Annotated in this window: 25 protein-coding genes and 1 pseudogene; 3 read left to right on the top strand and 23 right to left on the bottom strand. The window is 64.9% G+C overall.

Features of this window, described 5'->3' with window-relative positions:
* Positions 1–732: transposase (locus ACX80Z_RS12705; protein WP_459316110.1), on the bottom strand; the 732-nt coding region annotated here is incomplete at its 3' end.
* A gap of 261 nt (positions 733–993) precedes the next feature.
* Between ACX80Z_RS12705 and ACX80Z_RS12700 the strand changes: the two genes are divergently transcribed.
* Complete coding sequence (locus ACX80Z_RS12700; protein ID WP_459316109.1) at positions 994–1575, top strand: hypothetical protein; 582 nt, start codon at positions 994–996, stop codon at positions 1573–1575.
* Between the two features lie 205 nt (positions 1576–1780).
* Here the strand turns inward: ACX80Z_RS12700 and ACX80Z_RS12695 are convergent, their stop codons facing one another.
* Entirely contained in the window at positions 1781–2074 is a 294-nt protein-coding gene (locus ACX80Z_RS12695; RefSeq protein WP_459316108.1) for a hypothetical protein, read from the bottom strand.
* 686 nt (positions 2075–2760) lie between these two features.
* Between ACX80Z_RS12695 and ACX80Z_RS12690 the strand changes: the two genes are divergently transcribed.
* Positions 2761–3432 (top strand): nuclease-related domain-containing protein, encoded by a 672-nt coding sequence (locus tag ACX80Z_RS12690; RefSeq protein WP_459316107.1) that lies wholly within the window; start codon positions 2761–2763, stop codon positions 3430–3432.
* Positions 3433–3481: 49 nt separating this feature from the next.
* Here ACX80Z_RS12690 and ACX80Z_RS12685 read toward each other — a convergent pair whose 3' ends face one another.
* The 20 genes and pseudogenes from ACX80Z_RS12685 to ybaK all read right to left on the bottom strand — a co-directional run bounded on the left by ACX80Z_RS12685 (position 3482) and on the right by ybaK (position 23510).
* Positions 3482–4246 carry a metallophosphoesterase family protein gene (locus ACX80Z_RS12685; RefSeq protein ID WP_459316106.1) on the bottom strand — a complete coding sequence of 255 codons (765 nt, stop codon included), beginning with the start codon at positions 4244–4246 and terminating at the stop codon, positions 3482–3484.
* Positions 4247–4378: 132 nt separating this feature from the next.
* Positions 4379–6088, bottom strand: coding sequence for an IlvD/Edd family dehydratase (locus ACX80Z_RS12680; protein ID WP_459316105.1), 1710 nt, complete (start codon positions 6086–6088; stop codon positions 4379–4381).
* A gap of 425 nt (positions 6089–6513) precedes the next feature.
* Positions 6514–7674, bottom strand: coding sequence for an acyl-CoA dehydrogenase family protein (locus tag ACX80Z_RS12675; protein ID WP_459316113.1), 1161 nt, complete (start codon positions 7672–7674; stop codon positions 6514–6516).
* Positions 7675–7718: 44 nt separating this feature from the next.
* Complete coding sequence (locus tag ACX80Z_RS12670) at positions 7719–8912, bottom strand: CaiB/BaiF CoA transferase family protein (RefSeq protein WP_459316104.1); 1194 nt, start codon at positions 8910–8912, stop codon at positions 7719–7721.
* Positions 8905–9810 (bottom strand): fumarylacetoacetate hydrolase family protein, encoded by a 906-nt coding sequence (locus ACX80Z_RS12665; RefSeq protein WP_459316103.1) that lies wholly within the window; start codon positions 9808–9810, stop codon positions 8905–8907. The genes ACX80Z_RS12670 and ACX80Z_RS12665 overlap by 8 nt, the downstream gene beginning before the upstream one ends.
* A 66-nt stretch (positions 9811–9876) precedes the next feature.
* Positions 9877–10650 (bottom strand): SDR family oxidoreductase, encoded by a 774-nt coding sequence (locus ACX80Z_RS12660; protein ID WP_459316102.1) that lies wholly within the window; start codon positions 10648–10650, stop codon positions 9877–9879.
* Positions 10650–11582: a dihydrodipicolinate synthase family protein gene (locus tag ACX80Z_RS12655; RefSeq protein WP_459316101.1), complete on the bottom strand. Its 933-nt coding sequence runs from the start codon at positions 11580–11582 to the stop codon at positions 10650–10652. The genes ACX80Z_RS12660 and ACX80Z_RS12655 overlap by 1 nt, the downstream gene beginning before the upstream one ends.
* Positions 11579–12817, bottom strand: coding sequence for an L-2-hydroxyglutarate oxidase (gene lhgO, locus ACX80Z_RS12650; RefSeq protein WP_459316100.1), 1239 nt, complete (start codon positions 12815–12817; stop codon positions 11579–11581). The genes ACX80Z_RS12655 and lhgO overlap by 4 nt, the downstream gene beginning before the upstream one ends.
* Entirely contained in the window at positions 12814–14052 is a 1239-nt protein-coding gene (locus ACX80Z_RS12645) for an MFS transporter (protein ID WP_459316099.1), read from the bottom strand. The genes lhgO and ACX80Z_RS12645 overlap by 4 nt, the downstream gene beginning before the upstream one ends.
* Positions 14049–16316 carry a TRAP transporter permease gene (locus tag ACX80Z_RS12640; RefSeq protein WP_459316098.1) on the bottom strand — a complete coding sequence of 756 codons (2268 nt, stop codon included), beginning with the start codon at positions 16314–16316 and terminating at the stop codon, positions 14049–14051. The genes ACX80Z_RS12645 and ACX80Z_RS12640 overlap by 4 nt, the downstream gene beginning before the upstream one ends.
* Positions 16313–16834, bottom strand: a complete 522-nt coding sequence (locus ACX80Z_RS12635) for a hypothetical protein (RefSeq protein WP_459316097.1) — start codon at positions 16832–16834, stop codon at positions 16313–16315. The genes ACX80Z_RS12640 and ACX80Z_RS12635 overlap by 4 nt, the downstream gene beginning before the upstream one ends.
* A gap of 6 nt (positions 16835–16840) precedes the next feature.
* On the bottom strand, positions 16841–17860 hold the full coding sequence (locus tag ACX80Z_RS12630; protein WP_019484212.1) for a TAXI family TRAP transporter solute-binding subunit: 1020 nt from the start codon (positions 17858–17860) through the stop codon (positions 16841–16843).
* Complete coding sequence (locus tag ACX80Z_RS12625; protein ID WP_459316096.1) at positions 17857–18552, bottom strand: carboxymuconolactone decarboxylase family protein; 696 nt, start codon at positions 18550–18552, stop codon at positions 17857–17859. The genes ACX80Z_RS12630 and ACX80Z_RS12625 overlap by 4 nt, the downstream gene beginning before the upstream one ends.
* Positions 18545–19282 (bottom strand): SDR family NAD(P)-dependent oxidoreductase, encoded by a 738-nt coding sequence (locus ACX80Z_RS12620; protein WP_459316095.1) that lies wholly within the window; start codon positions 19280–19282, stop codon positions 18545–18547. Before ACX80Z_RS12620 ends, ACX80Z_RS12625 begins: the two co-directional genes overlap by 8 nt.
* Positions 19283–19440: 158 nt before the next feature.
* On the bottom strand, positions 19441–20112 hold the full coding sequence (locus ACX80Z_RS12615; RefSeq protein WP_024476612.1) for a GntR family transcriptional regulator: 672 nt from the start codon (positions 20110–20112) through the stop codon (positions 19441–19443).
* Positions 20113–20270: 158 nt separating this feature from the next.
* A complete protein-coding gene (locus ACX80Z_RS12610; protein WP_019484216.1) occupies positions 20271–20819 on the bottom strand; it encodes an NAD(P)H-dependent oxidoreductase in 549 nt (182 codons plus the stop codon).
* Positions 20816–21874 carry an LLM class flavin-dependent oxidoreductase gene (locus ACX80Z_RS12605; protein ID WP_459304025.1) on the bottom strand — a complete coding sequence of 353 codons (1059 nt, stop codon included), beginning with the start codon at positions 21872–21874 and terminating at the stop codon, positions 20816–20818. Before ACX80Z_RS12605 ends, ACX80Z_RS12610 begins: the two co-directional genes overlap by 4 nt.
* A 5-nt stretch (positions 21875–21879) precedes the next feature.
* The gene (locus tag ACX80Z_RS12600) at positions 21880–22290 is read right to left on the bottom strand and encodes a winged helix-turn-helix transcriptional regulator (protein ID WP_116778462.1); all 411 of its coding nucleotides are present in this window, start codon (positions 22288–22290) and stop codon (positions 21880–21882) included.
* A gap of 167 nt (positions 22291–22457) precedes the next feature.
* Positions 22458–23021, bottom strand: a pseudogene (locus ACX80Z_RS12595) (M14 family metallopeptidase); the annotation flags it as partial.
* Between the two features lie 3 nt (positions 23022–23024).
* Positions 23025–23510, bottom strand: a complete 486-nt coding sequence (gene ybaK / locus ACX80Z_RS12590; RefSeq protein WP_459316094.1) for a Cys-tRNA(Pro) deacylase — start codon at positions 23508–23510, stop codon at positions 23025–23027.
* A 159-nt stretch (positions 23511–23669) separates the two neighbouring features.
* Between ybaK and ACX80Z_RS12585 the strand changes: the two genes are divergently transcribed.
* Positions 23670–24212: a hypothetical protein gene (locus ACX80Z_RS12585; RefSeq protein ID WP_019484222.1), complete on the top strand. Its 543-nt coding sequence runs from the start codon at positions 23670–23672 to the stop codon at positions 24210–24212.
* A 123-nt stretch (positions 24213–24335) separates the two neighbouring features.
* Here the strand turns inward: ACX80Z_RS12585 and ACX80Z_RS12580 are convergent, their stop codons facing one another.
* Positions 24336–26459, bottom strand: coding sequence for an acyltransferase family protein (locus ACX80Z_RS12580; protein ID WP_459316093.1), 2124 nt, complete (start codon positions 26457–26459; stop codon positions 24336–24338).
* Between the last annotated feature and the right edge of the window lie 82 nt (positions 26460–26541).

Here is a 26541-nt window from a genome sequence, read left to right as displayed (position 1 = left end):
GGCGAAGTTCCGGCCCGGCATGAAGCGTTGCCGGAAGAACCTGTTCATCCGCTCCACCATGCCCTTGGACTCCGGGTCCCTCGGTGGAAGTAACCGAACTTCCAACCCCAGAGACCCGGCGAACGCGGCCACTGGCTCCGTTGGCTGGCGACGGCCGATACCGGATTCGTTGTCCCATAACAGGCGCGCCGGGACCGCCTGCGCGTCCTGGATCAGGGCCCACATTCCGCCAAGTAAGTCAGGGGTCGTCCGGGAGGGCAGCATCCGGGCCTGGATGAATCCCGAGAACGCCGACGTCATCACCAGCACCGGCGGAGTGTCGTGCTGGCCCTCGCCCACGGGCAACGGCTCATGCGGGAACCACAAATCACACTGGACCTGGAACCCCGGCTCATGGACCAGACGATCCGCCGGGTCCGGCGGCGCGTACTCGGGCCGGATTGCGGCGACCTTGGCCCGGAACAGTGACGCCGATCCAGACCAGCCCACCCGCTCCGCCAGTGTCGCCGCTGGCATTGTCGGGGTTTTCACCAACAACTCGCGCACCCTCGGAGCGAAAGCGTCGAAACTCGACGCCCCAGACGCCCGCTGATACTTCGGCACCCGATCCGATGCCAACGCCCGATCCACCGTTCCGCGGGAAACCCCCACGATCCTGCCAATCTCACGCTTCGAGTGCTGACCCGTCGAAAACAGGTGGCGTATCTTCGCCCAATCATCCAAATTGATCACCTTCCATCATGGTCGGTGGCCCTATTTTCAGTTGGCGTTCCTGGCCCTACTTTCGGCTGGCGTTAACATAAGCTCGTTCAGGGCCGCTCGGCGCGACACTCTGTGTGGAAGTTTCCCCTATTACGTTGTTCTCTGAATGATTGGGTGATTTACTTCACTTACGTCTCATGCGAGATGGGGGTGTGAGACATATTGTGGGTCGGCTTAGGTCGGCCCACTAACTATTGCCCCGATGGAATAGCTCGACCTGAAGGGTATTCAATGAATAAAAACTTTCGTCCTACTCTCGCCGACCTGACGATGCAAGGTGGATCTCATAGGAGATATTTCAAACTCACCGTCGTCATTGCCACTGTTGCCCTCTGTACCGGATGTTCGGTAGGGACAAATGGGCCGCTCGACGCGGGAGAGGACCAAGATGAGCTGTGCGCTCCTGCACAGATGGAAGGCTTTACGGCCCTTGGGGATATCGTTCTGAACGAAGGCGATCGGGAGCTAACGTTCACCAGCTTGGAACTAGTCGAAGCCACCGATCTCACTCTCGAAGAGAGCTACCTCATGGTGATAAACCCTGAGGGCGATGACGACGTTCTTGGGGGCACGAGCACTGTGGCTGATACTCCTCAAGAGGAAGCCGCCTGGGAGCGGCGCGGAATACTCGAGAATTCCACCTTAGGCCCTGGTGAGCAGGCGAATGTGGTCGTTGCGTTGTCCCTCCCGAACCCAGGAGTCGATGGAGAAGCGGAGGCCATGCGGATTACCTATTCCGACGGTACCCGTGAGTTCACGGCCGACACCGACATGAGAATGATCCTGGTTGGCGAAGAAGAAGGGTGCTCCTAAACCGTCCCCGATTGCATCCCCTGAGCTTCTATTTGTCTGGTTTGGGCTGGCGGGATCGTGCCCGGGTCTGCATACGCCAGACCGTCCCCGTATCCCCATCCCTTTGTCGCATCCAGCGTTCCATAAGGTCGATCAGCCGATCGTCCCGCAGGCGGATCCCTCACTGCGACAACGGAGCTTGCAAACCCATGTGCGGCAATGAACGCTAGGGCGAGTCGTTCAGCGAGTTGAGGCTGACGCAGAAGCGTTCCGCTTCCGCATCACCGATGACTTGGCTGAGTGATTCCTGGAACCAGTCCTGCCAGATTGCATCCACTTGATTCCTGCTGACTGATCTGTTGTTGAGCAGCAAGCTAGTTATGGGGCTCGCCTCAGCTTCGTACTCGTCCTGCGGTGCGCCGGCTGCAGTGCCAGGCTCGAGGCCGTACGGATCCAAGTCGTTGATCAGCGCGATGACCTCCGCGAGTGTATTTCTCCACTTATGCCGGTCCGGTTGCATCCCACCAGCATGCACTAAATCAGTCCCAGTCAGGGATCGCTGAATAGGACGACAGGACCGCCAACTGAAGCTGCGATTAACCGCCATTCCTGGCTAACAGTTATACCCGTTGCGTTGGGCGGTGAGGTCTTGTTCGTTGGTGGAGACGCGTGCGTATCCGATGATGTGTCCGGCCATGGGTCCTACCGTAGCGTTTGTGCTACCTAAGCGAGACAATTTAACGGGCGGGGTAAACGCGAATCCTAGAACCGAGGTTCTGTATGGAATTTTTGTCGCCGGGGGAGCGGCGAAAAAGTGTCGCGGTGAAGGGGACCGGTTACGGGCGGTACGACTTCGCTACAGCGTAGCTGGCTCGATTTCAGTTGAAATCGGCTCAGGGCTTTGAATGATCACGAGGACAACGGCGCTGCGCGGCATACTCCGAATAGTCCTGACATGGGTGAGGATTGAGCCATGGCAAAGCGTATCCGCGGCTTAACCGCCGAGATCTATAGGCAGGCTTGGTCCGCGCTCAGAATCCATAATGCATTCTCATGAAGCAAATGAGGCTTCGGTATGCCGGATCATGTCGGCTGTGCGGTGCGTCTCTTCCGGCGGGGACGGAAGCGATCTATCAGAGCGAGACGAAGACCGTCCGCTGCTTGGCATGTGCCGCCGCGACTACTACGGAAACCACGTCCCCTGACTTGCAACCTCCTTGTGGTGAATCGCTAACTACTGAGTCTGGAGTAGCCGGGGCGTCCGCCCGACGCGAATATGACCGCCGTAAGGCGAAGGACGAAGAAAAGCTCCGCGAGAAGTGGGGTCGCCTCGGCGGTCTCGCCGTCGCTCTCTCTGACGAGCGGACGCACACCAAGTCCTGGGATCGCGGCGCGATCGGTGAGGAACGCCTTGGCGCTCGGCTAAATGCCCTGGCAGCCGATGGCCTAGCTGTCCTGCACGACCGGCGCATCCCCGGTTCGAAGGCCAACATCGACCACATCGCCATCACTTCCGGCGGAATCTGGGTGATTGATGCCAAGCGGTACAAGGGAAGGCCTGAATTGAAGATCGAGGGTGGCCTCGTCCGCCCACGCGTCGAGAAGCTCCTGGTTGGTCGGCGTGATTGCACCAAGCTGGTCGATGGGATGCTCAAACAAGTAGACGTTGTGCGGGAGGTTGTCGGCGATGTTCCGGTCACCGGGGCGCTGTGCTTTGTCGAAGCAGACTGGCCCCTCATCGGTGGTGCGTTCTCGACTCGTGGCGTTGAGGTGCTTTGGCCGAAACGGTTAGCCGCAGCGCTCATCGAGCGGACGGCTGGCAAGGTTGATGTGGTGAGGACGCGTGAATTGGTAGCCCTGCGGTTCAAGTCTGCGTGACGTCCAGCGTCAATGTTCGAAGTTGATCGGAAGCACGCTAATGGACGGTCTACTGGGACGCACGTCCGTCTCTGGGCGCAAAGGCTTTGAGAGCTTCGGAATCCGACGCGGCCTGCCGGATCATCTCGTCGAGCCAACCGGTGACCTCAGGGAACGTCGACCCTTCGGTGACTTCTTCAATGAGTTCCTCAACGTCGATCAGTGTCCGAGTAAGCGTCACTGCTCCGTCGTGAAGGAGCGCCCAATGGGCGCCCGGTCGTCCGTATGGAAGGCCGACACTGCCCGGATTGATCATCAGCCGGTTACCTGCGAGCCGCGTAAACGGCATATGAGTGTGTCCCAAAACAATGGTTTCGACGTCCATAGGAACGTCCTGAAGCACCTGCTCCCAGCGCTCTAATCGGCTGTCCACAAGGACGACTTCCTCGTCATCGCGTGGTGTCGCATGGCAAAACAGGACTGATCCAAAACCGGCCGCATCGAGGGTCACCCTCTCGGGCATTTCTTCGAGCAACTTAATGTGCTCGGGCGACAGCTGGCGGCTGCCCCAGACTGACAACGGATCGTCATCGAGACCCACGTCCATGCCTTGAGCCATTTGCATCAGCTCACGGTCAGCGTTGCCGCGAACAAGAACCACCCGCCCTCCGAGTTCCGTCAGGCGGTCGAGTACTTCCGCCGGTTGTGGACCCCAAGTGTGATCACCCGTCACGACGATCAGATCGGCTGTCTGCACTGCGGGCTCTGCAAGAACCCGATCAAGCGCGGGAAGCATTCCGTGAATGTCCGAGAGAACCGCGATCTTCGCCACCATCCACTAAGTCTGCATGACACTCAGCCAACGGCCCAGCCTGTTCCGACGGACGCTTTAAAGCATCACAGGGATCGTGGAGCATCTTCGCCGTCCCGCTCGCTCGAGGGCTAGGCAGCTGGTCGGCCCAGATGTTTAGCCTTGCAGGAACCGGAAGTCGCAGCCCTCGTCGGCCTGAGTGACCTCGGTAACGAACAGCTTCCGGTAGCCGCGTTCGGGGACAACCGGAGCTGCTGGACCCATTGCTTCTTCACGCCGGCTAAGTTCAGCGTCGGACACCTCCAACTGGATCAGCCGCCGACTCACACTCAACGTGATCGTGTCTCCGGTCTGCACCAGCCGCAGCGGACCGCCTACGGCTGACTCGGGAGTTACATGCAGCACCACAGCGCCGGCCGCAGTGCCGGACATCCGACCGTCAGAGATCCGCACCATGTCACGGACACCCTGGGAGGCAAGCTTCTTCGGTATGGGTAGGTACCCCGCCTCGGGCATGCCGGGCGCACCCACGGGACCGATGCTCTTCAACACGAGCACTGAATCGGCGGTGACGTCCAGGTCGGGATCATCGATCCGCGCCGCCAGGTCCGCCGTGTTCTCAAACACCACTGCAGGCCCCGTGTGCTCCAGCAACGCAGGGGATACGGCAGCCTGCTTGATGATCGCCCCACCCGGTGCCAGATTTCCGCGAAGGAATGCGAGGCTTCCCTCCGGATACACGGGGTTGGACAGCGGCCGGATGATGTCCTGCGGGAAGCCGGGACCGGCGTCGTCAATCTCTTCACCCAGCGTCCGACCGGTTACGGTCGGCACATCACGGTGAATGAGAGAACCGAGCTCACGCAGTACTGCCGGCACGCCGCCGGCACGGTGGAAGTCCTCCATGTAGTACTTCCCGGACGGCTTCAGATCCACCAACACCGGAGTCTCAGTGCTCATCCTGTCCAGCTGCTCCAGCGACAGCCGAATCCCCAACCGGCCAGCCACAGCGGTCAGGTGGATGATCGCGTTGGTGGAGCCGCCGATGGCGAGCAGCACGCGCAACCCGTTCTCGAATGACTCCTGCGTCAGGATGGTGTCCATCTTCGTGCCAGCCGCCGCCAGGGCAACAGCCTGGGTCCCGGTCGCCTCGGCGATCCGCACCCGGTCGGCCGTGACCGCGGGAGCCGACGCCGAACCCGGCATCGCAATGCCCATCGCCTCGGTCAGGCAGGCCATGGTGCTGGCTGTTCCCATCACCGAGCAGGTGCCGACGCTGCCGACCAGCCGCGAGTTCACGTCGTCGATCTCCGGTTTGGAAATCTCCCCGCCCCTGAACTTGCCCCAGAACGCCCTGCAGTCGGTGCACGCACCCACCCGCTCGCCCCGGTAGCCGCCGGTCAGCATTGAGCCGGTTACCAGCGATATCGCCGGAACCCCCGCCGATGCGGCACCCATCAGCTGAGCGGGTACCGTCTTGTCGCACCCGCCGATCAGCACAACGGCGTCCATCGGCTGGGCGCGGATCATTTCCTCCGTGTCCATCGACATCAGGTTCCGCAGGAACATACTGGTGGGCTGCGAAAAGCTCTCGTGGATGGAGATGGTGGGGAAGTCCACCGGCAACCCGCCAGCGAGCATCACCCCACGCTTCACCGCCTCCAGCAGCGCCGGCATGTTGCCGTGGCACGGGTTGAACCCGCTGCCCGTGTTGATGATCCCAATCACCGGCCGGTCGAGGGCGTCGTCGGAATATCCGGCGCCCTTGATGAACGCCTTCCGCAGGAACAACGAGAACTCGGCGTCCCCGTAGTGGGTCAAGCCCTTGCGGATGCCGGTGGCGAGGTCCATCTTCCTCTGGGTCATTCAAATCTCCCTATGTGAAGGCTATCCCCGTCCGGACGGTGCAGGGGTCATTCGGGCTTCTTCTTATTCAGTCCGCGATCCGGGATCCTAGCGCGTGATCCTCATCGGTGAGGGTAAGTGGTGCGTCCGTACACATAGTTCAAATGAGGACTGACTTTGCAACCCAACTTGTACGAAGCACGGCATGCCAACTTCTCCGTGAGCTAGTGACACACCTACTTTTGGGTGCCTTGGGGATCGAAATCCCCCCGCCGTCTCCAGAGATTGACCAGAATTCTTCACCGGGTTGGAGGGAGTACTGGCGGTATGGTGGCCACCTGATCGATCGTGTCCGTTACACCAAGCTTTGGCTTGGATGGCAGCCAAGGCGACAACGCGGACCGATGCTCCGGATAACTCGGCTACATCTGTCCGACGTCCGTCGCTCACCGGAACGCGGGAACGCCGGTGATGTGGTTGCCCAGGATCAGGGTGTGCACCTCGTCGGTGCCCTCATAGGTCCTGACGCTCTCCAGGTTGTTCGCGTGCCTCAGGGGCGAGTAATCGAGCGTGACACCGTTGCCGCCGAGCATCGCCCGCGCCTCGCGGCAGATCGCAATCGCCTCACGGCAGTTGTTCAGCTTGCCGACCGAGATCTGGTACGGCTGCAGGGTTCCGGCGTCCTTCAACCGGCCCAGCTGCAGGGCGAGCAGCGTGCCCTTGTTGATCTCCAGCGCCATGTTCACCAGCTTCTCCTGCGTCAGCTGGTAACCGGACAGTGGCTTCCCGAACTGCAGACGCTCCTGCGAGTAGGCCAGAGCGGTGAGGTAGCTGTCCCGGGCAGCACCCATAGCGCCCCAGATGATGCCGTAGCGCGCCTCATTCAGGCACTCGAACGGGCCACGCAGTCCCTTGGCGTTCGGGAGCATCGCGCTCTCCGGCAACCGGATGTCTGTCAGGGTGATGTCGCACTGGATGGATGCCCGCATGGAGAGCTTCTGCTTGATCGGGGTTGCCACGAAGCCCAGGCTGTCGGTGGGCACCACGAAGCCGCGGACGCCGTCGTCGGTCATCGCCCAGATGATCGCGAGCTTCGCCACCGAAGCCAGGCCGATCCAGCGCTTGGCGCCGTTGAGGATCCAGTCCGACCCGTCACGCTTCGCGAAGGTCTGCATGGCGCCGGGGTCGGACCCGGCAGTCGGCTCGGTCAACCCGAACGCACCGATCGCGGTCCCGGCAGCCATCTGCGGCAGCCACTCGGTCTTCTGCTCCTCCGAGCCGTGCTTGTAGATGGCGCTCATCGCCAGCGAACCCTGCACCGACACGAAGGTCCGCAGACCCGAATCGCCGGCCTCCAACTCCATCGCGGCCAACCCATACTCCACCGAGGACTTACCCGGGCAGCCGTAGCCCTTGATGTGCATGCCGAGCAGGCCCAGCTCGGCCATCTGCGGCACGATTTCCATCGGGAAGACGGCGTCGTCGTACCACTGGGCGATGTTCGGCTTGATCTCGCTGTCCACAAACGACCGGACGGTCTCGCGGAGACTGATTTCCTCGGGGGAGAGGAGCGATTCAATACCGATCAGGTCTGACATGTCAGTCATGGTGCTGCTTTCAACGGTTGAGGAAGTCACTGAGGATCCTGCTTTCACTGTAGGTGTTGCAACGCTGGAACGGCGGGGAGGTCAAAGGCGGCACCATTGTGCTCGCCGAGTAGGGGCGGCGGGCGCCGGTACCGGGCGGGGGTCCCGGAGAGGTGGATGGGGTTGGCGACCTGCTGGCTGGTCCGCGACCCGTCAGCATTGGCGATCTCGACGACGGGGGCGAGTCCCAGCGTGTCCGCCAGTTCCAGCGCCTCAACAATCGAGTTCACCTTCCCCGCGGGCACACCGGCGACGCTGAGCAGCTCCGACCACTCGGCGGCGGACCTGGAGCCCAGCTGCTCTTCCAGCAGGGACTTCAACACCACCCGGTTGGCCACCCGGTTCGAATTTCCCGCAAACCGTTCATCGCTGGAAAGCTCGGGCACACCGAGCACCCGGACCAGCCCGGCGAACTGCTTGTCGGTCCCGACGGCCACGGCCAGCGGGCCATCGGCAGTCCGGAGCGTCTCGTACGGCGCGATGCTCGGGTGCGCGTTGCCCATCCGCTGCGGGGATTCACCGGTGGCCAGCGTGCTCGACGCCTGGTTCACCAGCCCCGACAGCAGCGACGACAACAGGTTCACATCCACCCGCTGTCCCACCCCGGTCTGCTCCAGCGACCGCAGCGCGGCGAGGATCCCGACGACGGCGTTCTGCCCGGTCACCACATCCACCAGGGCCACGCCCACCTTGCTGGGCTCGGAATCGAGCCCGCCGGTGACGCTCATCAGTCCGCCGACGGCCTGCACCAGCAGGTCATAGCCCGGCAGGTGCGCACCGGCGGTGCTGCCGAACCCGGTGATGGAGCAGTAGATCAGGTCCGGCCGCCGGTCCATGAGGGACTCGTAATCCAGCCCGAACCGCTCCATGATGCCGGGACGGAAGTTCTCGATCACGACGTCGGCCGTCAACGCGATCTCCAGCGCCGCCGCCTGCCCCTCGGGCGTGGTCAGGTCGCACACCACCGAACGCTTGTTGCGGTTCACGCTGGAAAAATAGGTGCCCACGCCGTACTCGTCCACCGGCGGCGTCCAGCTGCGGGTGTCATCGCCGGACGGGCTTTCCACCTTGATCACATCGGCCCCGAAATCGGCCAGCATCATCGAGGCAAACGGTCCCGCGAGCACCCTGGAAAAGTCGGCCACCTTGATGCCGTCCAGGGGGCCGGCCGGTAATCCGTCGTCGGGGGTGTCACTCACTGACGCCACTGCCTTCCTGATGAGCACTGTCTTCTTGACCAACACTGGTTGTCTGGTCGACCACCGGGTTGCTGAGCACCCCGACGCCGGGGATGCGGCATTCCGCCACGTCACCCGCCCTGATGTGCACGGCGCCCGGTGTGCCGGTGGAGATGATGTCCCCCGGGTAAAGCGGCATCACCTTGCTGTGGAAACTGACCAGGTACTCGGGGGAGTACCTCATGTTGCCCACCACATTGCTGCGGTGCACCTCACCGTTGATCACGGTGGACACCTCGACGGCGGCAAGCGACCCGGCGTCGTCGGCCACCTCCGACAGCGGCACGATCTCCGGCCCGAAGGAGAAGAAGCCGGGAAAGTTCTTGGACCGGGTGAGGAACCGGGGGTTCTTCTCCAGGATGTCCTCGGCGGTCTGGTCCAGCAGGGTGACGACGCCGGCCACATAGGACAGCGCGTCCTCCGGCTCCACGTCGCGGCAGTAGCTGCCGATCACGAGCCCCAGTTCCGCCTCGGCCGTGGTGCGCACACTCTGGCGCGGGATGGTGATGTTGTCGCCCGGACCGATGATGGTGTGATCGCCCTTAATGAACGACGCCGGCTCCTCCGGGACCCCCTCGGACAGATCCGAGGCGTGCTCCACATAGTTCAGGCCAATGCCCCACAGCATCCGCGGATGCCGGTACGGGGCGCCGAAGGTCACCGTGTCACGGTCCCGGAACACAGCGGTGTCCGCCGACTCGGCGAACGACTCCAGCTTGCCGAGCGAATCGGTGGCCAGCAGCTCCAACAGGTCGCCGGTGAAGCCCGGGATGAGGTCACGGACCAGCGCGACGCCGCGCTCAGGGTGGATCACCGCGGCAAGTTCGTCGCCGCCTTCGCGTACTGAGGCCAAATGCATGGTCAGCGCTTCTTTCTGTTCAATGGTTAAAGGATAGGGAACGAGAGAGTCGGGAAAGGGCACGGGCTAGTAGCCGCGGACCAGGCCGCCGTCGCAACGGACCTGTTCGCCCGTCACGTACGCGGCGGGGACGCTGGCAAGGAAGGCGACGACGGCGCCGAACTCTTCGGGCGCACCGTACCGGCCGGCGGGAATGGTCTTTTCCGACGCGGCGCGAGCCTCGTCCGGGGTGCTGCCGGTCCGCTTGGCCGCCGCAGCGTCGAGGGACGCCACCCGGTCCGTGTCGATCCGGCCGGGCAGCACCATGTTCACGGTGACGCCGTCGGCCGCGACCTCGGCGGCGAGGGTCTTGAGGTAGCCGGCCAGCCCGGCCCGGCCGATGTTGGAGAGCGCCAGGTTGGGCAGCGGCTGCTGCACTCCGCTGGAGCCGACGGCGACAATCCGGCCCCAGCCGCGTTCGCGCATGCCGGGCAGCACCAGGTTGGTCAGCCTCATGTGCTGCAGCAGCAACTGGTGTACCGCGGCCAGGGCCTGCTCGTCGCTGACATCCGCCGCACCTCCAGGGGGCGGGCCGCCGCTGTTGAGGATCAGCACATCGATCGGTCCGAAGGCCTGCTCGGCGGCTTCGACCAGGGCGGCGGGGGCGCCGTCGTCGGTCAGGTCCATCGCTATCCCGACGGCGGAGGGCAGCTTGGCGGCTTCGGCCTGCACCACGTCCTCGCGGCGGGCGGCGAGCACCACGTTGGCGCCCTCGTCGGCGAGTGCCTGGGCAATGGCCAGGCCAATGCCCGAGCTCGCGCCCGGTACCAGCACGTTCTTCCCCTTGAGTCCGGTATCCATCAGGCAATCTCCTTCACAGCATCAAGGTGGGCGTCGATCATGTCGGCGAGTGCCGGCGGCAACGTGGGGGACGGCGGGCGTACCGCGGCGTCGGCGATGATGCCGCGGCGGCGCAGGATCTCCTTGCGGAGGGCCAGCCCAATGCCGGGTTGGCCCTCGAAGTTGGCCAGCGGCAGCCACGGGGCAAACGCGGCACGGGCCGCTGGGAAACCACCGTCGGCGAACGCGGTCAACGCCGCCTGCAGGCCCTCCGGGTGGGAGAACCCGGTCATCGCGCCGGCCGCACCGGCGGCCAGCTCATCGAGCAGCCCGACCCCGCCCAGCCCGCCGAAGACCGGCACCGTGGTGGCGGCGGTCAGCGCGGCGATGGGGACGGCGGTGGGTGGCGCCTCGGACTTCACGGCGCTGATGAACGGGCAGAGCTCCAGCACTTTCAGAATCTGTGCGGCGCTGATCTTCACACCCGAAGCCACCGGATAGTCCTGCAGCACAATCCCGGCGCCGGTCCCGGCGGGGATGACCTCGTTGATCGCCGTCAGATGCGCGGCGAGCAGCTCGGGGTTGGCGCTATTGGCCTGCACCATCAGCGCACCGAGGTTGCTGCCCGCGGCGGCGACCGCAGTGCGCGCCTGCTCGACTGCGACCGCCGTCGACCGCGCCGACAGGCCGACCACCAACGGAGTGTCACCGGCTTCCTCGGCGACGGTCGTCACGATCATGGTCTGCTCGGCGGTGTCCAGGGACACGCCCTCACCAAACACGCCGAGCACCACCATGCCGGTGGCGTTCAGCCCGGTGTAGAGCCGGACCTCGCTGCGGAGGGACTCGGTGTCGACGGCGAAGTCGTGGCCGGAGAAGGGTGTGGCGAGCACGCCCCAGAGGCCTTTGGCGAGCGGGGAAACAGGGGAAGTTGTCAGAGGGTTCGTAGTCACAGGGATGAGGTGTCCTTTCGGTCGGAGTCGCGGTCGAGTGCCAGCGAGACAATGTGCTCGGCGATGGCGAGCGAGGAGGTGGCGGCGGGCGATGGCGCGTTCCTTACAGACAGCACCGAGCCCTGCCGGGTGATCCGGAAATCGTCCACCAGGGAACCGTCGCGGGTCAGCGCCTGGGCGCGGATGCCGCGGGGGCCGGGGACGACGTCGTCGGCGGTGATCTCGGGAACGTACTTGCGCGCTTCGGCGACGAACCGGCGCTTGCTCAGCGACCCGAGCATTTCGGCGGCACCGGTGCGCCAGTGCTGCTTCGCGAAGGCCCGGAATCCCGAGTACATCACCGCGTCCTTGAGGTCGCGGGGCGAAATGGTGGACCACTTGTAGCCTTCACGGGCGAGGGCCAGCACCGCGTTGGGGCCCACCATCACCTCGCCGTCGGTGGTCGGGGTCAGATGCACGCCAAGGAAGGGATACCGGGGGTCCGGTACCGGGTACACCAGCCCGCGGACCAGATGCCGGCGTTCCGGGCGCAGCAGATAGTACTCGCCGCGGAAGGGCACAATCTTGGGGTCGTCGTCGTCGCCAGCGAGCTTCGCCACCCGGTCGGCCTGCAGTCCGGCGCAGACGATCACCGTGTCGTAGGCGTCGGACGTTTCGGCGCCGTGGTGCTTGCCGGTGACCACCGTCTGCCCGGCCCGTTCGGTCAGGGCGGTGACCTCGAAGTTGGTGTGGACGGTGCCGCCGGCGGCCTCGACGTCCTTGGCGAGGGAGCGGGTGATCGCGCCGTAGTCGACGATCGCGGTGTGCGGGGAGTGCAGGCCAGAGGTGCCCTTGACGTGGGGTTCGAGGTCCAGCAGCTCGTCCTTGTTGATGAGGCGCACGCCCGGCACACCGTTGGCGACCGCGCGGTCCATGATGTCCCCGAGCCGGCCTTCCTCGACGGGGTTGCGGGCCACGAGGACCTTGCCGCACTCGTCGTAGGGCAGGCCCTTCTCCTCGCAGTACTCCTTGAGCATGTCCACGCCCTGCCGGCAGAGCCGCGCCTTCAACGATCCGGGCGTGTAGTACAGCCCGGCGTGGACGACGCCGGAGTTCCGGCCGGTCTGGTGTCCGGCAAGGATGGGTTCCTTCTCCAGCACGGTGACGTGGGCGTCGGGCTGGACCTGCAGCAACCGGCGGGCGACGGCGGCACCAACGATGCCACCTCCCACCACTGCGAAACGCGTGGGTGTCATCTCTTCTCCTCCATTGGGGTCAAGGTGTGGTCTGTGGCCGGCGGCGCGGCGGCGGTGAGTGCCCGCGACCGGCGGATCATGCGGCGAGCCACCGTGAACGTCACGGCTGCCAGGGCGGCGACGACGGCGGCGGCCAGCCAGGCGGTGTCATACGAGGTGGCGGCGGTCAGCAGCCCGAACAGCAGCGGCCCGGCCGCGGCACCCAGAGACAGCCCGGTCTGGATGACGCCGGTGGCGGTGGCCGCGTTGGCGCGGTTGTCACGGACCACAGCGAAGTGCACCAGGCCCGGCCAGGTCCAACCGGCGCCGTAGGCCAACAGCGCACCGAGCACGAAAAGCAGCGAACTGGTGCCCAGGGCGAGCAGCAAATACCCAATCACCCCGGTCGCGAGGAGATTGGTGATCAGTACGAGCGGGCTGTGGTTCGGGTACCTGTCCATGGCGAGGCCCAGCAGGATGCGGATCACCAGGCCCAGCAGCGCCGCGCCGGCGAACAGCAGCCCGGCGGTTCCGGGCGCCATTCCGGATTGCACCGCCGAGTCCACCAGGAACACGCCCAGCGAGGTGGCCGCCGCGGCGGCGAGCCCGGCGCCCACGCTCAGCATCACCAACCCGCCCCTGGGGGTGCCGCGGTCGGCCTTGGGGGTTTCTCCGGGCTGGGTCGGGCGGGTGCCGGGTGCGCTGAAGAACGCCCACACGGCAATCGCGATGGCCATCAGCGAGCCGAGCAGAAACGCATACCGCCAGCCGACGGCGAGGGCAATCACCGGGACGGCGATCCCGGCAATCATCGAGGCAGCCGGGATGGAGGACTGCTTGACGCCGAACGCCAGGCCCAGCCGGTTCGGATTGACCGCCCGGGAAATGCCCAGGTTCGCCGACGGTTGGGCCATCGCGTTGGCCAGCCCACCGACAAACAGGGCCACGATCAGCAGCGCGAACGTCGGCGCCAGACCGGCCCCGGCCAGGGCGACGGCGGCGAGCGTCGCCGAAGCGACCATGCCTTTCGCGGCACCGATGCGCTGCACCAGCCCGCCCAACGGGCGGGCCAGTACACCGGACACGGTGAAGAGAGTGGCCGCAGCCATCCCCATTTCCGCTGGACCAATGTCCAGGTCCCCACGGATCTGCACCGCCAACGCACCCAGCAGGAAGGCAGGAAGCACCCCTGTGGTGGTGACGGAGACGGCCTGCAGCATGGTGACCGCTGCGTGCGTCGACGGTGCTTTGGTCATGAAGCGGCGGGACCCGTGGTGGGTTTCGACGACGCAACACTCTTCGGCGACGAGGTGACTGCCGCGGTGGACGACGCACGGTGCGCACCGGCCCCCGAGGAGGTGGCCGACGCCGTCGTCCTCGTTGCCGAATCAACCGAACCAACCGAATCGGCTGAGTCTGCTTCCGCCGGCTCGGCGTCCGGATCATACGGGTGCCGTTTCCGGCTGATCAGGTGCACCACCACACCGACGGCGATGATCGCGATGCCGATCCCAATGTTCAGCGGATCGAGGGTGAGCAGCGGGAGGGACCCGATGGCCAGGATGACCCGTTCCGGCCAGCGGGCCGGGCCGATGAGCCAGCCACCGGTGGAGACGGCCAGCGCTGCGACCGCGAGGATCGACACGGAGAAGGCCAGTGCCACGGTAGCGACGCCGCCCTGGAGCAGCAGCCCAACACCCGAGCCGGAGAGGACGAAGATGAACGGCACCAGGAAGGCGGACAGGGTGTACCGCCAGGTGAGCCACATGGTCTTGATCGGTTTGCCGCCGGTGATGGCCGACGCGGCGAACGGCGAGAGCGCCGTCGGGGGCGATACCTCGCTGAGGACCGAGTAGTAGAAGATGAACATCGCCGCGGCGAAGCCCGGCACGCCCACGTCCTGCAGGGCGGGGCCGATGATCACCCAGGAGATGATGAAGCTCGCCGTGACCGGCACCGCCAGGCCCAGCAGGATGACCGCGGTAGCCGAGAAGATCGCGGTGAGCAGGAGGCTGCCGCCAGCGAAGTCGACGATGATGCTGGCGAGCTTCAGGCCCAGACCGGTCAGGGTCATGATGCCCACGATCAGGCCCGCCGCCGCCATCACGGGGATGACGGAGAGGGCGCCGGTGGCTCCGGTGGCCAGGGCATCCCAGATCCGCCGGGGGGTCATCCAGGACTCGCGGTCGAAGAAGCTCAGCACAAAGGCGAGCACCGTGGCGAAGACCACGGCCCGGAACGGGGTCATGCCCATGGCCATGAAGGCGACGATGGCGATCAGGGAGCTGAAGTGGTAGCCGAAGCGCAGCAGCAGTTTACCGACGGGCTTGATGTCCATCTCCACTGCCTTGGTCTTGAACCGGCGGGCGTCCATCTCAATGGCGAGGATGATGCCGAAGTAGTAGAGCAGGGTGGGGATGGTGGCCCAGATCAGGACCTCAAGGTAGGACACGCCCAGCAGGGCGGCGATGATGAACGCCGCAGCGCCGAGGGTTGGAGGCGACATGATCGCGCCGATACCCGCGGCGGCCAGGATGCCACCACCGTGTTCCTTCGGGTAACCGGCCTTGCGCAGCAGCGGCCAGGAGATGCCACCGAGGGTGACGGTGGTGGCCACGCCGGAACCTGACACGGTACCCAGCAGGAAGCCCGCCAGGGTGACGGTCCGGCCGGGGCCGGACTTCGACTGGCCGAACGCCGAGAAGGAGAGGTCGATGAAGAACTTGGTGGCACCCGAGGCGCCGAGCACGGCACCGTAGATGGTGAACAGGATGATGTACGTGGCAGCGACGTCGGTGGGCACCCCGAAGATTCCCTGAGTGCCCATCACGTTGTGGCCCACCAGCCGGATCCAGTCGAACGACGACGTGTTGAACGGCGCCGGAATGTACGGGCCCCAGTAGGCGTAGGCGAAGAATCCCACGACCACCAGCGGCACCAGGATACCGACGGTCCGCCGGGCGGCTTCCAGGACCACGAGGATGGCGATGATGCCCATGGCCAGGTCGAGGTAGGTGGGATTGATGGCGCGGCGGAAGAAGGAGTCCCAGTCGGAAATGATGTAGGCGAAGGGCACCACGGCGATGGCAGCAAATACCCAGTCCAGGATGTGTGGATTATCGGATTTTCCGGTTTCCTTGGCCTTATCCGACCGGCCCCACCCGCGGTACACCAGGAAGGTCAGGGACAACCCGACCATCAGGAACGCTGGCAGATAGAACTGCGTCGCCATCGGGTTGAACACCCAGTACAGGGCGAAGACCGACATGCCGCCGGCGACGACCTTGACCACCAGGGCAGGAAGACCCGCCAGCTGCCGGGCGGGTTTCTCCGCCTCGAACTCGGCGATCAGCGCGTCTTCATCGATCTCGTCGCTGCGATCGATCGGGTTGATCTCGGCGTCGTCGGGTATTCGCGCTTCGTCGCGGCGGCTCGGATCGATCGCCTCGTCGGGGGTGGGGCGGTGCAGCTTGCCGGCCTTGACGGCGCCGTCGCCGTCGCCGTCAATTCGCTCGGTCATGGGGTCTCCTTGATGTCTAGCAGGATGAAGGGCTGATCGTCGTCGACCATGTCCCACAGCGAAACGGGCGCTGTTCCGGGCAGGTGGAGGGTGCGTTCACCGAGATCGGTGGCGGCAATAGAAAGGTCCGTGAACACGGCGGGGTGTGCTGGGTCGGGCTCGACCACAAAGTTCCGCCGGTCGTTGGGGCCCGCGGGGGTGGGGGCGCCGGGGACACCGTAATACTCTTCGAGCACCGCGAGCTGGTCGGCGGCGATCTGGTGGAGCCGGAAACTGCCGTCGGGGAGGACCGTGTAGCGTTCCTCGGCGATGGTTCCGTAAATCGAATTGCGGTAGCTGACCGCGAAAGTATCCCCGGGAAGGGGAACCGAGGCCAGCCCGCCGTCGTCGTTGGTGATCACGATGCTGCGCCCGGGAGCGTCCCGTTCGGGGACACTCTGGGCAGCAACCGCGAACGCCCCACCGCCCAGCGTGCCAAGGCACACCAGGACGGCGACGACGACGGCGGGCTTGCGCATCAGTGGTTAGCCTGCGTTTTCGTCAAAGTACGCCTGGGCGCCGGGGCAGGTTTCGACGTAGGCGATGTCCCCTGCGGTGGCGGCATCCAGTTCGACGGCGGCGGGGTGCACCTGGGTGAGGGCTTCAACGTTGTCGAAGATCGCCGCGGTGATGTCCTGCTGCAGCTGCTCGTCCATTTCCGGGCTGGCTACGAGGATGTTCGGTGAGGCGATCGCTGAGACTGCCTCAGTCTGGCCCTCGTAGGTGTCGGCGGGGATGTCTTCCTCGACGTAGTAGTCGCCGTATTCGGTGGAGAGCTGTTCGGCGTACTCCCCGATGTTGAGGAGGTTCATGTCCCCGTCGCTGGCGAGGTCGATCAGCGCACCGGTGGGCAGGCCGCCGGACCAGAAACCAGCGTCGATGGTGCCGTCACGCAGGGCTGCGACGGTTTCAGCGGCGCCGAGCTGACGGCGTTCCACCCCTGACTCGGGGTCGATGCCGGCGGCCTCAAGGATACGCAGGGCAGCGACCTCGGTGGCCGAGCCGGGAGCGCCGACCGAGACGACCTTGCCTTCCATGTCAGCGACACCCTCAATGCCGGTGCCATCAACGGTGACGGCCTGCATGAAGTTGTTGTAGGTGTTGCCCAGTGAGCAGATTTCGATGGGGTTGCCCTCGAAGTCGTTGACGCCCTCTACGGCGTCGGAGACCACGTCGCCGACGGCGAAGGCCAGCTGGGCTGAACCGTTCTCGATCAGGAGCATGTTGTCCACGGAGGCGTTGGTCTCCTGGACCGTGGCGTCGTAGCCCTCGACGTTGTCGCGGATCATCGTGGCGAAGCCGCCGCCGAGGGGGTAATACACGCCGCCGGTACCGCCGGTGGCGATGGACAGGGTGCCGCCGTCGGCTGCGGCGCTGGCGTCTCCGCCGCCGCTGTCTCCGCCGCTGGTATCGGGGCTGCCGCAGGCGGACAGGAACAGTGCGGGGACGGTGAGTGCAGCGGCGGCAAGCCGGACCCTGCGACGGTGCAGTGGTGAGGTGGTCATGGACGTTCTCCCTTAGTGGTGGTGGTGATGTGTGATGGAGGTTGAGAATGGGGGGCGGTTGGCGCCCTGGCCGCTGGTGCGCCGACGTCGCCGGCGGCGAGCAGCCCGGACAGGGCCCGGTAGTAGCCCACCAGGATGGACAGCTCGGTGATGCCTTCGTGGCCGTGGTGCTCAAGCGCGGCTGCATGGTCGACATCGGAGACGGCCCGCCCGTTGAGGAGGGCGGCGGTGAACGTCAGGGCCGAGAGTTCGTCGTCGGGTAGCTCAGCCGGGACGAAACCCCCACGGAGGTTTTCCAGTTCCGTCGCGGTGATGCCGACGGTGAGGGCTACCCTGCTGTGCGCATACCATTCGTAGGCTGAGCAGCGTTCGGCGGCGACGGCGCAGATCACCAGTTCACGGGTGCGGGCGGGCAGTTTACCGCCAAACCGGAGCGCTGCGCCCAGCGCCTGCACAGCCTGACCGATCTGCGGGGCGTACAGCAGTGCATTGAACGGCCCGGCCAGGTGGCCGTCGTCGTCGACCACCAGGAAGGGGCCACCCGCACGGGGTGGACCAGCGATCGTGTTGTAAAGGGCGAGCTGATCGTCGTCGAGCACCCCCGGCGCGAGCAACGGGAAGCGGCCGCCGTCGGCCTTCTCGGCCGGCTGGCGCGCGACTGACTCCTGCTCAACCCACTCTTGCTCAGACAAGGGTCCGCCCGCCGTCAACGTAGAGCACATGGCCGGTGACAAAGGCGGCCTGGCGGGAGGCGAGGAAGAGGGCGGGGCCGGTGAGATCGCCGGTGGTGCCCAGCCGGCCGGCGGGAACGAGTGAGGTGTAGTGTTCGCGGACGCCCGGTTTGTCCAGATGACCGCGGGTGAGTTCGGTTTCCACGTAGCCGGGGGCGATGGCGTTGACTGTGACGCCGTCGGCGGCCCATTCGCGGGCCATCACGCGGAGGAGCTGGTTCAGGCCGCCCTTGCTGGCGGCGTAGGGGCCGTGGTCCGGGTGGGCGAGCAGGCTCGACACCGAGGAACAGTAGACCTGGCGCCCGTAGCCGGCTGCGACCATGAGCTTGCCGGCGGCCCGGCCGAGGCGGAAGGCGCTGGTGAGGTTGATGGAGATCATGCGATCCCAGTCATCGTCGGTGGTTTCGAGCAGTGGGACCCGGTTGTTGACGCCCACCGCGTGGACCAGGACGTCGAGTCCGCCGAGTTCGGCGGCTGCGCGGGCGACGGCGTCGTCGCACCCGGCGGTGGTGGAGAGATCCACTTCGAGGGGGTGCACCCGAGGATCCAGGGCGGCGAGGCCGGCCGGATTCACGTCGGCAACCACCACGCGGGCTCCCTCGTCGGCAAAAGCTCCAGCCAAGGCGCTGCCAATACCGCCAGCACCAGCGACCAAGACCCGTTGGCCACCCAGACCGAGCCAGTCACTCATGGAAGTGATTCCCGAAACGTGGCTGCTGGCACTTCGGTACCCCGGGCAACAAGGGTGCGAGCAGCGTCAAGGAGCGCGGCGGTGACCAGATCATTTGGATACTGTATCCAATTTCCGGTCAGAATGTAACAGGGATCACAAATATTTCGTGACGAGGGTCACTTCCCGTTCAGGAAAGTCCTCAGGGCGTCGACAGCATGGCTGCGGTGTTCGTTGAGCAGGGTGATGACCCGGTCGGCATCGCGATCGGCGAAAGCTTCGATGATGCATTGGTGTTCATTCTCGACCCGGTGGCGGTTGGCCTCGTCGCCGTAGTACACGAACCGGTAGGTCTCTGTGGCGTCCCACAACACCTGGATCAGTTTTTCGAGGCGCGGCATCCGGGCTGAGGTCACCATCAGGAAGTGGAACCGCCGGTTCGCCTCGGTCATGGTCAGCAGGTCTCCGGCCGCGCTCGCCGTCTCTACTTCCTGGGCTGCCGCTCTCAGCAGGGTGACGACGCCGTCGTCGGACCGCCTGATCGCGACTCGAACGGCTTCAGCCTCGAGGATCTCGCGGATGCGGTACACCTCGAGAAGGTCGGTGAGTGAAAGGGTGGCCACCTTGTAGCCGCGGTGTGGTGCGTACACCACCTGCCCTTCGCCTTCCAGTACCTTGAAGGCTTCACGGAGGGGGACGCGGCTGACCCCGAAGCGTTCGGCGAGGGCGTCCTGCCGGAGCGCCTGCCCGGGCAGTAGTTCACCAGCGATGATGGCACGCCGCAGTTGTGCAAGGACAAAGGCGGGGGCGGTGGTGGGGCGCCGGGAGTCCGTCTCGGCGTCGTCAATCACGCTACACCGGGGTTCCGTAGGCCATTCCTCACCTGTATAACTCTAGCCGAATACCGATACGGCGGTCAGCGACCCCCTCTGTCCGGTGAGCAAACCGGACCGAGTGGGTCAAGGTGGGCGCCGGTGGTGGAAATTTCCTTATCGAATGTCTACTTTGCTCACCGGTTGACGGTTTGGTGCAGGCTATCGATGACATCGCCCAGCCCGACCTCGATCCGGCTGTACACCTCAGCGTTGAGCACCAGGTCGCCGTCGAAGTCTCCGGAGTTCGCGTAGAAGCCCACGGGAATGGTCGCGGCCTGGAAGAACCCGAACAGTGGCCGGAGGGCGTGCTCGATGACGAGTGCATGCCGGTCGCTGCCACCGGTGGCGACGAGGATGACCGGCGTGTTTGTCAGCGAGTACTGCCCCACCAGGTCGAAGAAGTGCTTGAACATCCCCGCATAGGAGCCGCGGTAGACGGGGGTCGCGGCGATGAGCAGGTCAGCCGACTCGACGGCGGCGTACTCGGCCTCGACCGCCGGGTCCAGATCCGCCCGCGAAATGGCGCCGGTGAAGGAAGGGCCCAGGTGGTAGACGTTGGTCTGGTGGACCTCGATCGCAAGCTTCTGCGACAGTGACTCGGTAATGAGCTTGACCAGGCCCATTGTCTTTGAGCGTTGGGTGGGGCTGCCATTGACGACGACGACGCGCAGGGGCCGGCTCATGCGTTCACCGATTCGCGGGAGGCAATCTCGGCGCGGATGACGGGCGCCACCTCGGTGCCCAAGCGTTCGATGGCTTCCAGGTGAGTCTGCTGCGGCACTCCGCCGAAGCCCATCTGGAAGACGGCGCGGGAGACGCCGTACAGGTCGTGATAGGTGAGCAGCTTGTCGATGATTTCCTGGGGGCTGCCCACCAGGAGGCCGCCCGCGGGGGAGGCCTGGGCCTCGAAGGCGTTCCGCGGCAGATTGAAACTGGCTCCACGCTGGTGGTTGTTCTCGCCCAGACCGCGGGAGAAGTACGGAAAGAAGTCGTCGCGGGCGCTCTGGCTGGTCTTGCCGACCATGCCGTGGGCGTTGATGCTGATCCGCTGGCTGGAGGGGTCATGGCCGGCGGCAACCGATGCCTGACGGTAGAGATCCACGGGGCGCTCGAACTGGGTGATGGGCCCCAGCAGGAGGGCCAACGCCAGGGGCAGGCCGAGCTGTCCCGTGCGGACCGCCGAGGCGGGGGTGCCGCCGACGCCCACCCAGATGGGTAGGTCGCTGATCGGGCGGGGCGCGATGTCGGCGTTGACCAGCGGTGCGCGCAGGCGGCCCTGCCAGGACACCGGATTTTCGGCACGGATGGCCAGCAATAAGTCGAGCTTTTCCCGGAAGAGGTCGGCATAGTCGCCGAGGTCGTACCCGAACAGGGGGAAGGACTCGGTATAGGACCCGCGGCCAGCGATGATCTCGGCCCGGCCGCCGGAGATGAGGTCAAGGGTGGCGAAGTTCTGGAACACCCGGACCGGGTCCTCGGAGCTGAGCACGGTAACGCCGCTGGTGAGCTGAATGTTCCTGGTTGCCATGGCTGCGGCCGCGAGGACCATGTGCGGGGCTGAGGCGACGAAGTCGGTGCGGTGGTGTTCGCCGACGCCGAAGACGTCGAGGCCCACCTCGTCGGCGACGCGGGCCTGCTCGATGGTCTGCTTCATCCGCTCCTCGGGGGAGGGCATGCGTCCGGTCGTCAGATCGGTGGTCAGCTCGCCAAAGGTGAGGATGCCAAGTTCGAAAGCCATAGTTTTTATCGTCCCTTGTTGAGGTGGTGGTCTGTGGGCGCCTGTTCGGCAGCTGCGGTTTGCTCGGTCACCGAATAGGCATGTCCCCACGCGGTGATGTCCCGCAGAATGGGCAGCAGGGCCAGCCCGGCGACGGTAAGTGAGTAGCGCACGCGAATGGGACGCCCAGCCATGACTTCGCGCTGAATGAGCCCGTCGGTTTCAAGTTCGCGGAGCCGCTTGGCGAGCATGGTGTCGCCGATGTGGGGGACAAATCGGCTGACGTCGGCGAAGCCGGTGTTGCCCTTACCGATCGCCTCGATGATGATGCCGCTCCAGCGCCGTCCGATGACGTCCATGGCGGCCACGAAGGAGGGGCATGCCCCGCCGTCGGCCTCGGCTTGATGCGCGGGTGCCGGACTTTCGTGATCGCTCACGGCGCACTCCCTTCACTGACCCACTGCCGTTGCAGTAGTAACTACGTCAACTGGAGTGACTCCGGTTCTATTCCCGGGGATACCACCTCAGCGCGGCAGCGTCCGGGCAGCACAAAGGGCTGCCCCGAACCGGAAGACCGGCGGGAGCAGCCCTCTGTCCAGTGACCTTATTCCGTGCGGGTGTTCTGCACGGCCAGCGTGTCCCAGAACGAGGTATCGGCGTCTTCGATTGATCCGTCCGACAACGCGCTAACCGTTGCATCCAGAGTGGTAATCGTCTGCTTGATTAGGTACCCATTGCTCTTCTGTCCGAGGATTGCTCCCTCGTTGAAATGGTCAGACATGCCACGCATCTCGAAAAGCAACGTAGAGATGCCGTACTCGACAGCGATTCCATTCCGGCTGATGGTTTCTGCAGAGCCACCAGCGTACTTGCCAAGATGCCCCCACCCGGTGGAGTCCACGGCATCGAATACAACTGCTCCCAGCCGTTTGGATCCCTCAAGGACGTCGAGGTCCACGTTCGGTGTGGTCGGGTGCAAAATGGAGCCTGAGACCAGGCGCCCATCCCGCTCGCTGTTCGCGCCCTGGTGGTGGAGGTCAATCATGTAATCGACGTCGTACTTCGCCAGCACGTTGTTGTGGAGGGCTTGTGTTTCGGGCTGAATTTTGGTGATGTGGTCGTGGTTCAGGTCTACGCCCAGTGCATTGAACCGGGTGAGGTTCCGGTCTCTTTATCGTTGCGCAATGGATGCCACTGTCGCGCTGGTCACCCTGATCAGGTCCGCCGGCGCCAGCTCAATCTCCAACCCGCGCCGCCCGCCGGACACCAGGATGGTGGCGAAGCTCAGGGCGGATTCATCGACCACTGCCGGGCTGGTTTGCCGTTGTCCCACCGGGGAGATGCCGCCCAGGACGTAACCCGTCCGCCGCTGGGCCAGCGCAGGGTCGGCGAGTACCGCCTTCTTCCGTCCGGAAGCGGCCGCGAGTGCCTTCAGGTTGAGCGAGCTGGAAACGGGGACGACGGCGACCGTGAGCGTTCCGTCCACATCCACCATGAGGGTCTTGAAAACGCGTGCCGGGTCGACGCCGAGGGCTTCCGCTGCCTCCGCCCCGTAGCTGCCCGACCGAGGGTTGTGGGCGTAGTTCAGCACTGAGAAGTGGACCCCGGCGGCGCTCAAGGCGACGGTGGCAGGAGTCGCTGCTGGTGTGCGGCTCATGCGGGAAGCCTATGCGATGCCGGTGCCAGCGGGAGGCTTCAAGGCGCCCCGCAGATAGCCGCGGGCTGACCCCGGTGTGCGTAACCACCCGATAGTAAGTATGCTTAGGGAACAAGTTTTGCCGTTATTCAACGGAAATCTATTGGAGGAGTGATCACTATGGCTGGAAATCTACTGGCACGATCCGTTCACGATTTGAGTGCCGCTGCCTGGTTTGGCGGATCCCTGATGGGTGCCGTCGGCCTCAACGGCGCGGCCGCGGAGGCCAAGGATCCGAAGGAACGCACCCGTCTGGCGACGGTGGGCTGGGCCAAATGGACCCCCATCCAGACCGCAGCCTTCGGCGCCCACGCCATTGGCGGCGTCGGCCTCATCCTCGGCAACAAGGGCCGGGTCGCAGGACAGGACGGCGCGCTGGCCAACACCGTCGTCAAGTCAGTCGTGACGGTCGCCGGAATGGGCCTGTCACTGTACGCCGGGATCCTGGGCAAGAAGGTCGGGGAACTGGCCGATGAGGGTGCGAAAGGGGCAACCGAACCAGGCGCCTCCAGCTCACCAGAACTGGCCGCAGCACAGAAGCAGCTCAAGATCGTCCAGTGGGCACTGCCCGTGGTCAGCGGAGTGGTCATCGTCCTCGGTGCGCAGCAGGGCGAGCAGCAGCGACCCGCGAACCTGTTGAGCGGACTCACCAAGCGCCGCTAGGCAGGTCGCTGGACAAACAGCGTGATCCGGACCAGATAAACCATCCGGTAAAGAGAGGGACAGGGCCACCGGCCCTGTCCCTCTCTTTATGCCCGGTTGTAGGCATCTTGGTCCCGGCCGGCGTCAGCCCAAGGCGGCGTGGAATCGCTCCTCGAATTGCGGCAGGGTTGTTCCGGTGTAGGAAATGGTGAGGTGGTTGTCGTCCAGGTAGACATAGACGTTGCCCACCACTGGGCTGCAGATCCCTGCGGGGCAGATCAGGTCGGTGAGGTCCATGAAGCGGAGCGCGCCGCCCGTTTCCTGCGCCGAGGGCACCGGCGCGGTCGCGGCAAGTTTCTCGCTAACCGGGAAGGTGCACTCGGCAGCATCCGGCCCGTATTCCTCGACGCAGTTGATCATATTGATTTCGAATCTGGGGTTATCCCGCATCCCGATCACGGGGATGCCTGCTTCCCCGAGAATTTTGCTGGCCTCAGCGATACCGGAGACCTCACGTTCGGCAGTGGTTGCCTTGTGGGAGATGGTCGCCATGGTGAACACGACGTCGGGCTTCATCCTTAGCGCGTAGTCCGTCGCGGCGTCGTTGAACGTGTTGCAGGCCTCGGAACGGTTGTCGCTTTCCGTGCCGTAGCTGCACCCACCCAGCAGCAGGGCCGTCACCTGGTAGTTGTTTCGCTGGGCCATAAGTTCGATGGGTTCCAGCCATTGCTCGGTGTGCGAGTCGCCGATGACCAGGATCTCATTCGCCGGTGTTCCCTCCGCGGGGGTGAAGGAACAACCGCGGACAGCTCGGTCGTTTTCTACCGGAATGTGCTCTCCTGCGCACTTCTCGCCGAGCACGCCCCACTCGGCGTCGAGGCTGCCCAGATCCGGTAGCGGCGGTGAGTCACCCGTGGAGCGGTCGACGAAGCCGGGCAGCAGCGAATAGGCGCCGGGGTTCTGCGTGTCGGATTGGCTGGCCAGGGCTTGAGCCTGTGCCCGCATGGTCCACTGCACGCTGGCCACCGATACGGAGACGAGGGTGACGCAGACGGCGATGACTGCGAGGCTGCGCACCCGGCTAGCCTCTACCCGGGGAAGGCTCCGCAGTGGGCGTTCGACAAACCGGGTGGTGAAGTACGCGAGGATCAGCGACAAGCCGATGATGGCCAGGCCCGCAACGGGGCCGACGGCGTCCTGTCCCCGATACACGAGGTAAATGACCAGCACGGGCCAGTGCCATAGATAGAGCGCGTAGGACAGGTCACCCATTTTTACCAGCGGCCCCCAGGAGAGGAGCCGGTCAGCGCCGAAGCGACTTCCGGTTTGGCCAGCGGTGATGATCAGCGCCGCAGCGACGAGCGGCCAGAGGGCAACGAAACCAGGAAACTCGCCCTCGACGTCCACCAGGTAGCCGACGCTCAGCATCCCCGCCAACCCGATCCAGCCCGCCGCTACCGCTGCGGCCTTCGGCAGTTTCACATACGGCAGCGCCAAAGCCAGCAGTGTTCCCAGCGCGAACTCCCACAGCCGGGCTCGGGTATCGAAATACGCGTAGGACTGGTTGGCATCGGTTTGATAGATGGAAAAGGCGAGCGACGCAACGAACAGCGCACCGAAGATCACCGCGGCGACCGTCTGGAACCGGAGGTGAATGCTTTTCGCCACCAGGCTCGCTGCCAGGAAGAGCAGCGGCCACAGGATGAAGACCTGGCCCTGGATGGAGAGGGACCAGAAGTGTTGAAGCGGACTGGCCACACTGGTGTCGGCGTAGTAGTCAACGGATTCGGACGCCAGCAGCCAATTCTGGAAGTAGAACAGCGACGCCCACGACTGCTCGAGCACCATACTCCAGCGGGCCTTCGGCAGAAACAGCAGCGACGCGGTGATGGTTCCGATCAAGACCACGACGACGGCGGGCAGCAGGCGTTTGAACAGGTGCACCCAGTGCGCCAGGAGGGCGAAGGGGGCTCCCCGGTCGGCTTTCCGCACGAACGTCAGGGTCATCAGGAACGCTGAAATGAGCAGGAAGATGTCCACGCCACCGGAGACCCGGTCAAACCAGATGTGATAGGTGACCACCATCAGGACCGCGAGCGCCCGAAGACCCTGGACCTCGGGCCGGAACCCCTTACGTGTCGCCCCCGGCGCGGCCAAAGTCGACGTCGAGGCCGACGACGTCGTCGTCGCCCCGGGTTCCGGGGCGGGGGCTGTCGGGTGATCAGGGAGATGGCGACCGTGCACTGCTGTAGTTTCGCCGTCTTTCATGAAGTCCTCCGTCGTCGTGCAGGGTGATACCCCGCCTGCACGACAGCGTGCGTCTGGTGGCTTCCATCTTTTCATAGGTCAA

This window comes from Arthrobacter sp. TMT4-20, from assembly GCF_054510775.1.
The sequence above is the reverse complement of the archived record's forward strand: the minus strand, read 5'-3'. Positions and strand labels throughout refer to the sequence as shown.

Excerpts from the sequence above, each read along its gene's own strand:
- ACX80Z_RS12585 (WP_019484222.1), top strand. The coding sequence starts at position 23,670 with ATGGCTGGAAATCTACTGGCACGATCCGTTCACGATTTGAGTGCCGCT.
- ACX80Z_RS12645 (WP_459316099.1), bottom strand. The coding sequence starts at position 14,052 with ATGACCAAAGCACCGTCGACGCACGCAGCGGTCACCATGCTGCAGGCC.
- ACX80Z_RS12700 (WP_459316109.1), top strand. The coding sequence starts at position 994 with ATGAATAAAAACTTTCGTCCTACTCTCGCCGACCTGACGATGCAAGGT.
- ACX80Z_RS12680 (WP_459316105.1), bottom strand. The coding sequence starts at position 6,088 with ATGACCCAGAGGAAGATGGACCTCGCCACCGGCATCCGCAAGGGCTTG.
- ACX80Z_RS12665 (WP_459316103.1), bottom strand. The coding sequence starts at position 9,810 with ATGCATTTGGCCTCAGTACGCGAAGGCGGCGACGAACTTGCCGCGGTG.
- ACX80Z_RS12660 (WP_459316102.1), bottom strand. The coding sequence starts at position 10,650 with ATGGATACCGGACTCAAGGGGAAGAACGTGCTGGTACCGGGCGCGAGC.
- ACX80Z_RS12695 (WP_459316108.1), bottom strand. The coding sequence starts at position 2,074 with ATGCAACCGGACCGGCATAAGTGGAGAAATACACTCGCGGAGGTCATC.
- ACX80Z_RS12605 (WP_459304025.1), bottom strand. The coding sequence starts at position 21,874 with ATGGCTTTCGAACTTGGCATCCTCACCTTTGGCGAGCTGACCACCGAT.
- ACX80Z_RS12620 (WP_459316095.1), bottom strand. The coding sequence starts at position 19,282 with ATGAGTGACTGGCTCGGTCTGGGTGGCCAACGGGTCTTGGTCGCTGGT.
- ACX80Z_RS12640 (WP_459316098.1), bottom strand. The coding sequence starts at position 16,316 with ATGACCGAGCGAATTGACGGCGACGGCGACGGCGCCGTCAAGGCCGGC.
- ACX80Z_RS12685 (WP_459316106.1), bottom strand. The coding sequence starts at position 4,246 with ATGGTGGCGAAGATCGCGGTTCTCTCGGACATTCACGGAATGCTTCCC.
- ybaK (WP_459316094.1), bottom strand. The coding sequence starts at position 23,510 with ATGAGCCGCACACCAGCAGCGACTCCTGCCACCGTCGCCTTGAGCGCC.
- ACX80Z_RS12580 (WP_459316093.1), bottom strand. The coding sequence starts at position 26,459 with ATGAAAGACGGCGAAACTACAGCAGTGCACGGTCGCCATCTCCCTGAT.
- ACX80Z_RS12610 (WP_019484216.1), bottom strand. The coding sequence starts at position 20,819 with ATGAGCCGGCCCCTGCGCGTCGTCGTCGTCAATGGCAGCCCCACCCAA.
- ACX80Z_RS12675 (WP_459316113.1), bottom strand. The coding sequence starts at position 7,674 with ATGACTGACATGTCAGACCTGATCGGTATTGAATCGCTCCTCTCCCCC.
- lhgO (WP_459316100.1), bottom strand. The coding sequence starts at position 12,817 with ATGACACCCACGCGTTTCGCAGTGGTGGGAGGTGGCATCGTTGGTGCC.
- ACX80Z_RS12630 (WP_019484212.1), bottom strand. The coding sequence starts at position 17,860 with ATGACCACCTCACCACTGCACCGTCGCAGGGTCCGGCTTGCCGCCGCT.
- ACX80Z_RS12635 (WP_459316097.1), bottom strand. The coding sequence starts at position 16,834 with ATGCGCAAGCCCGCCGTCGTCGTCGCCGTCCTGGTGTGCCTTGGCACG.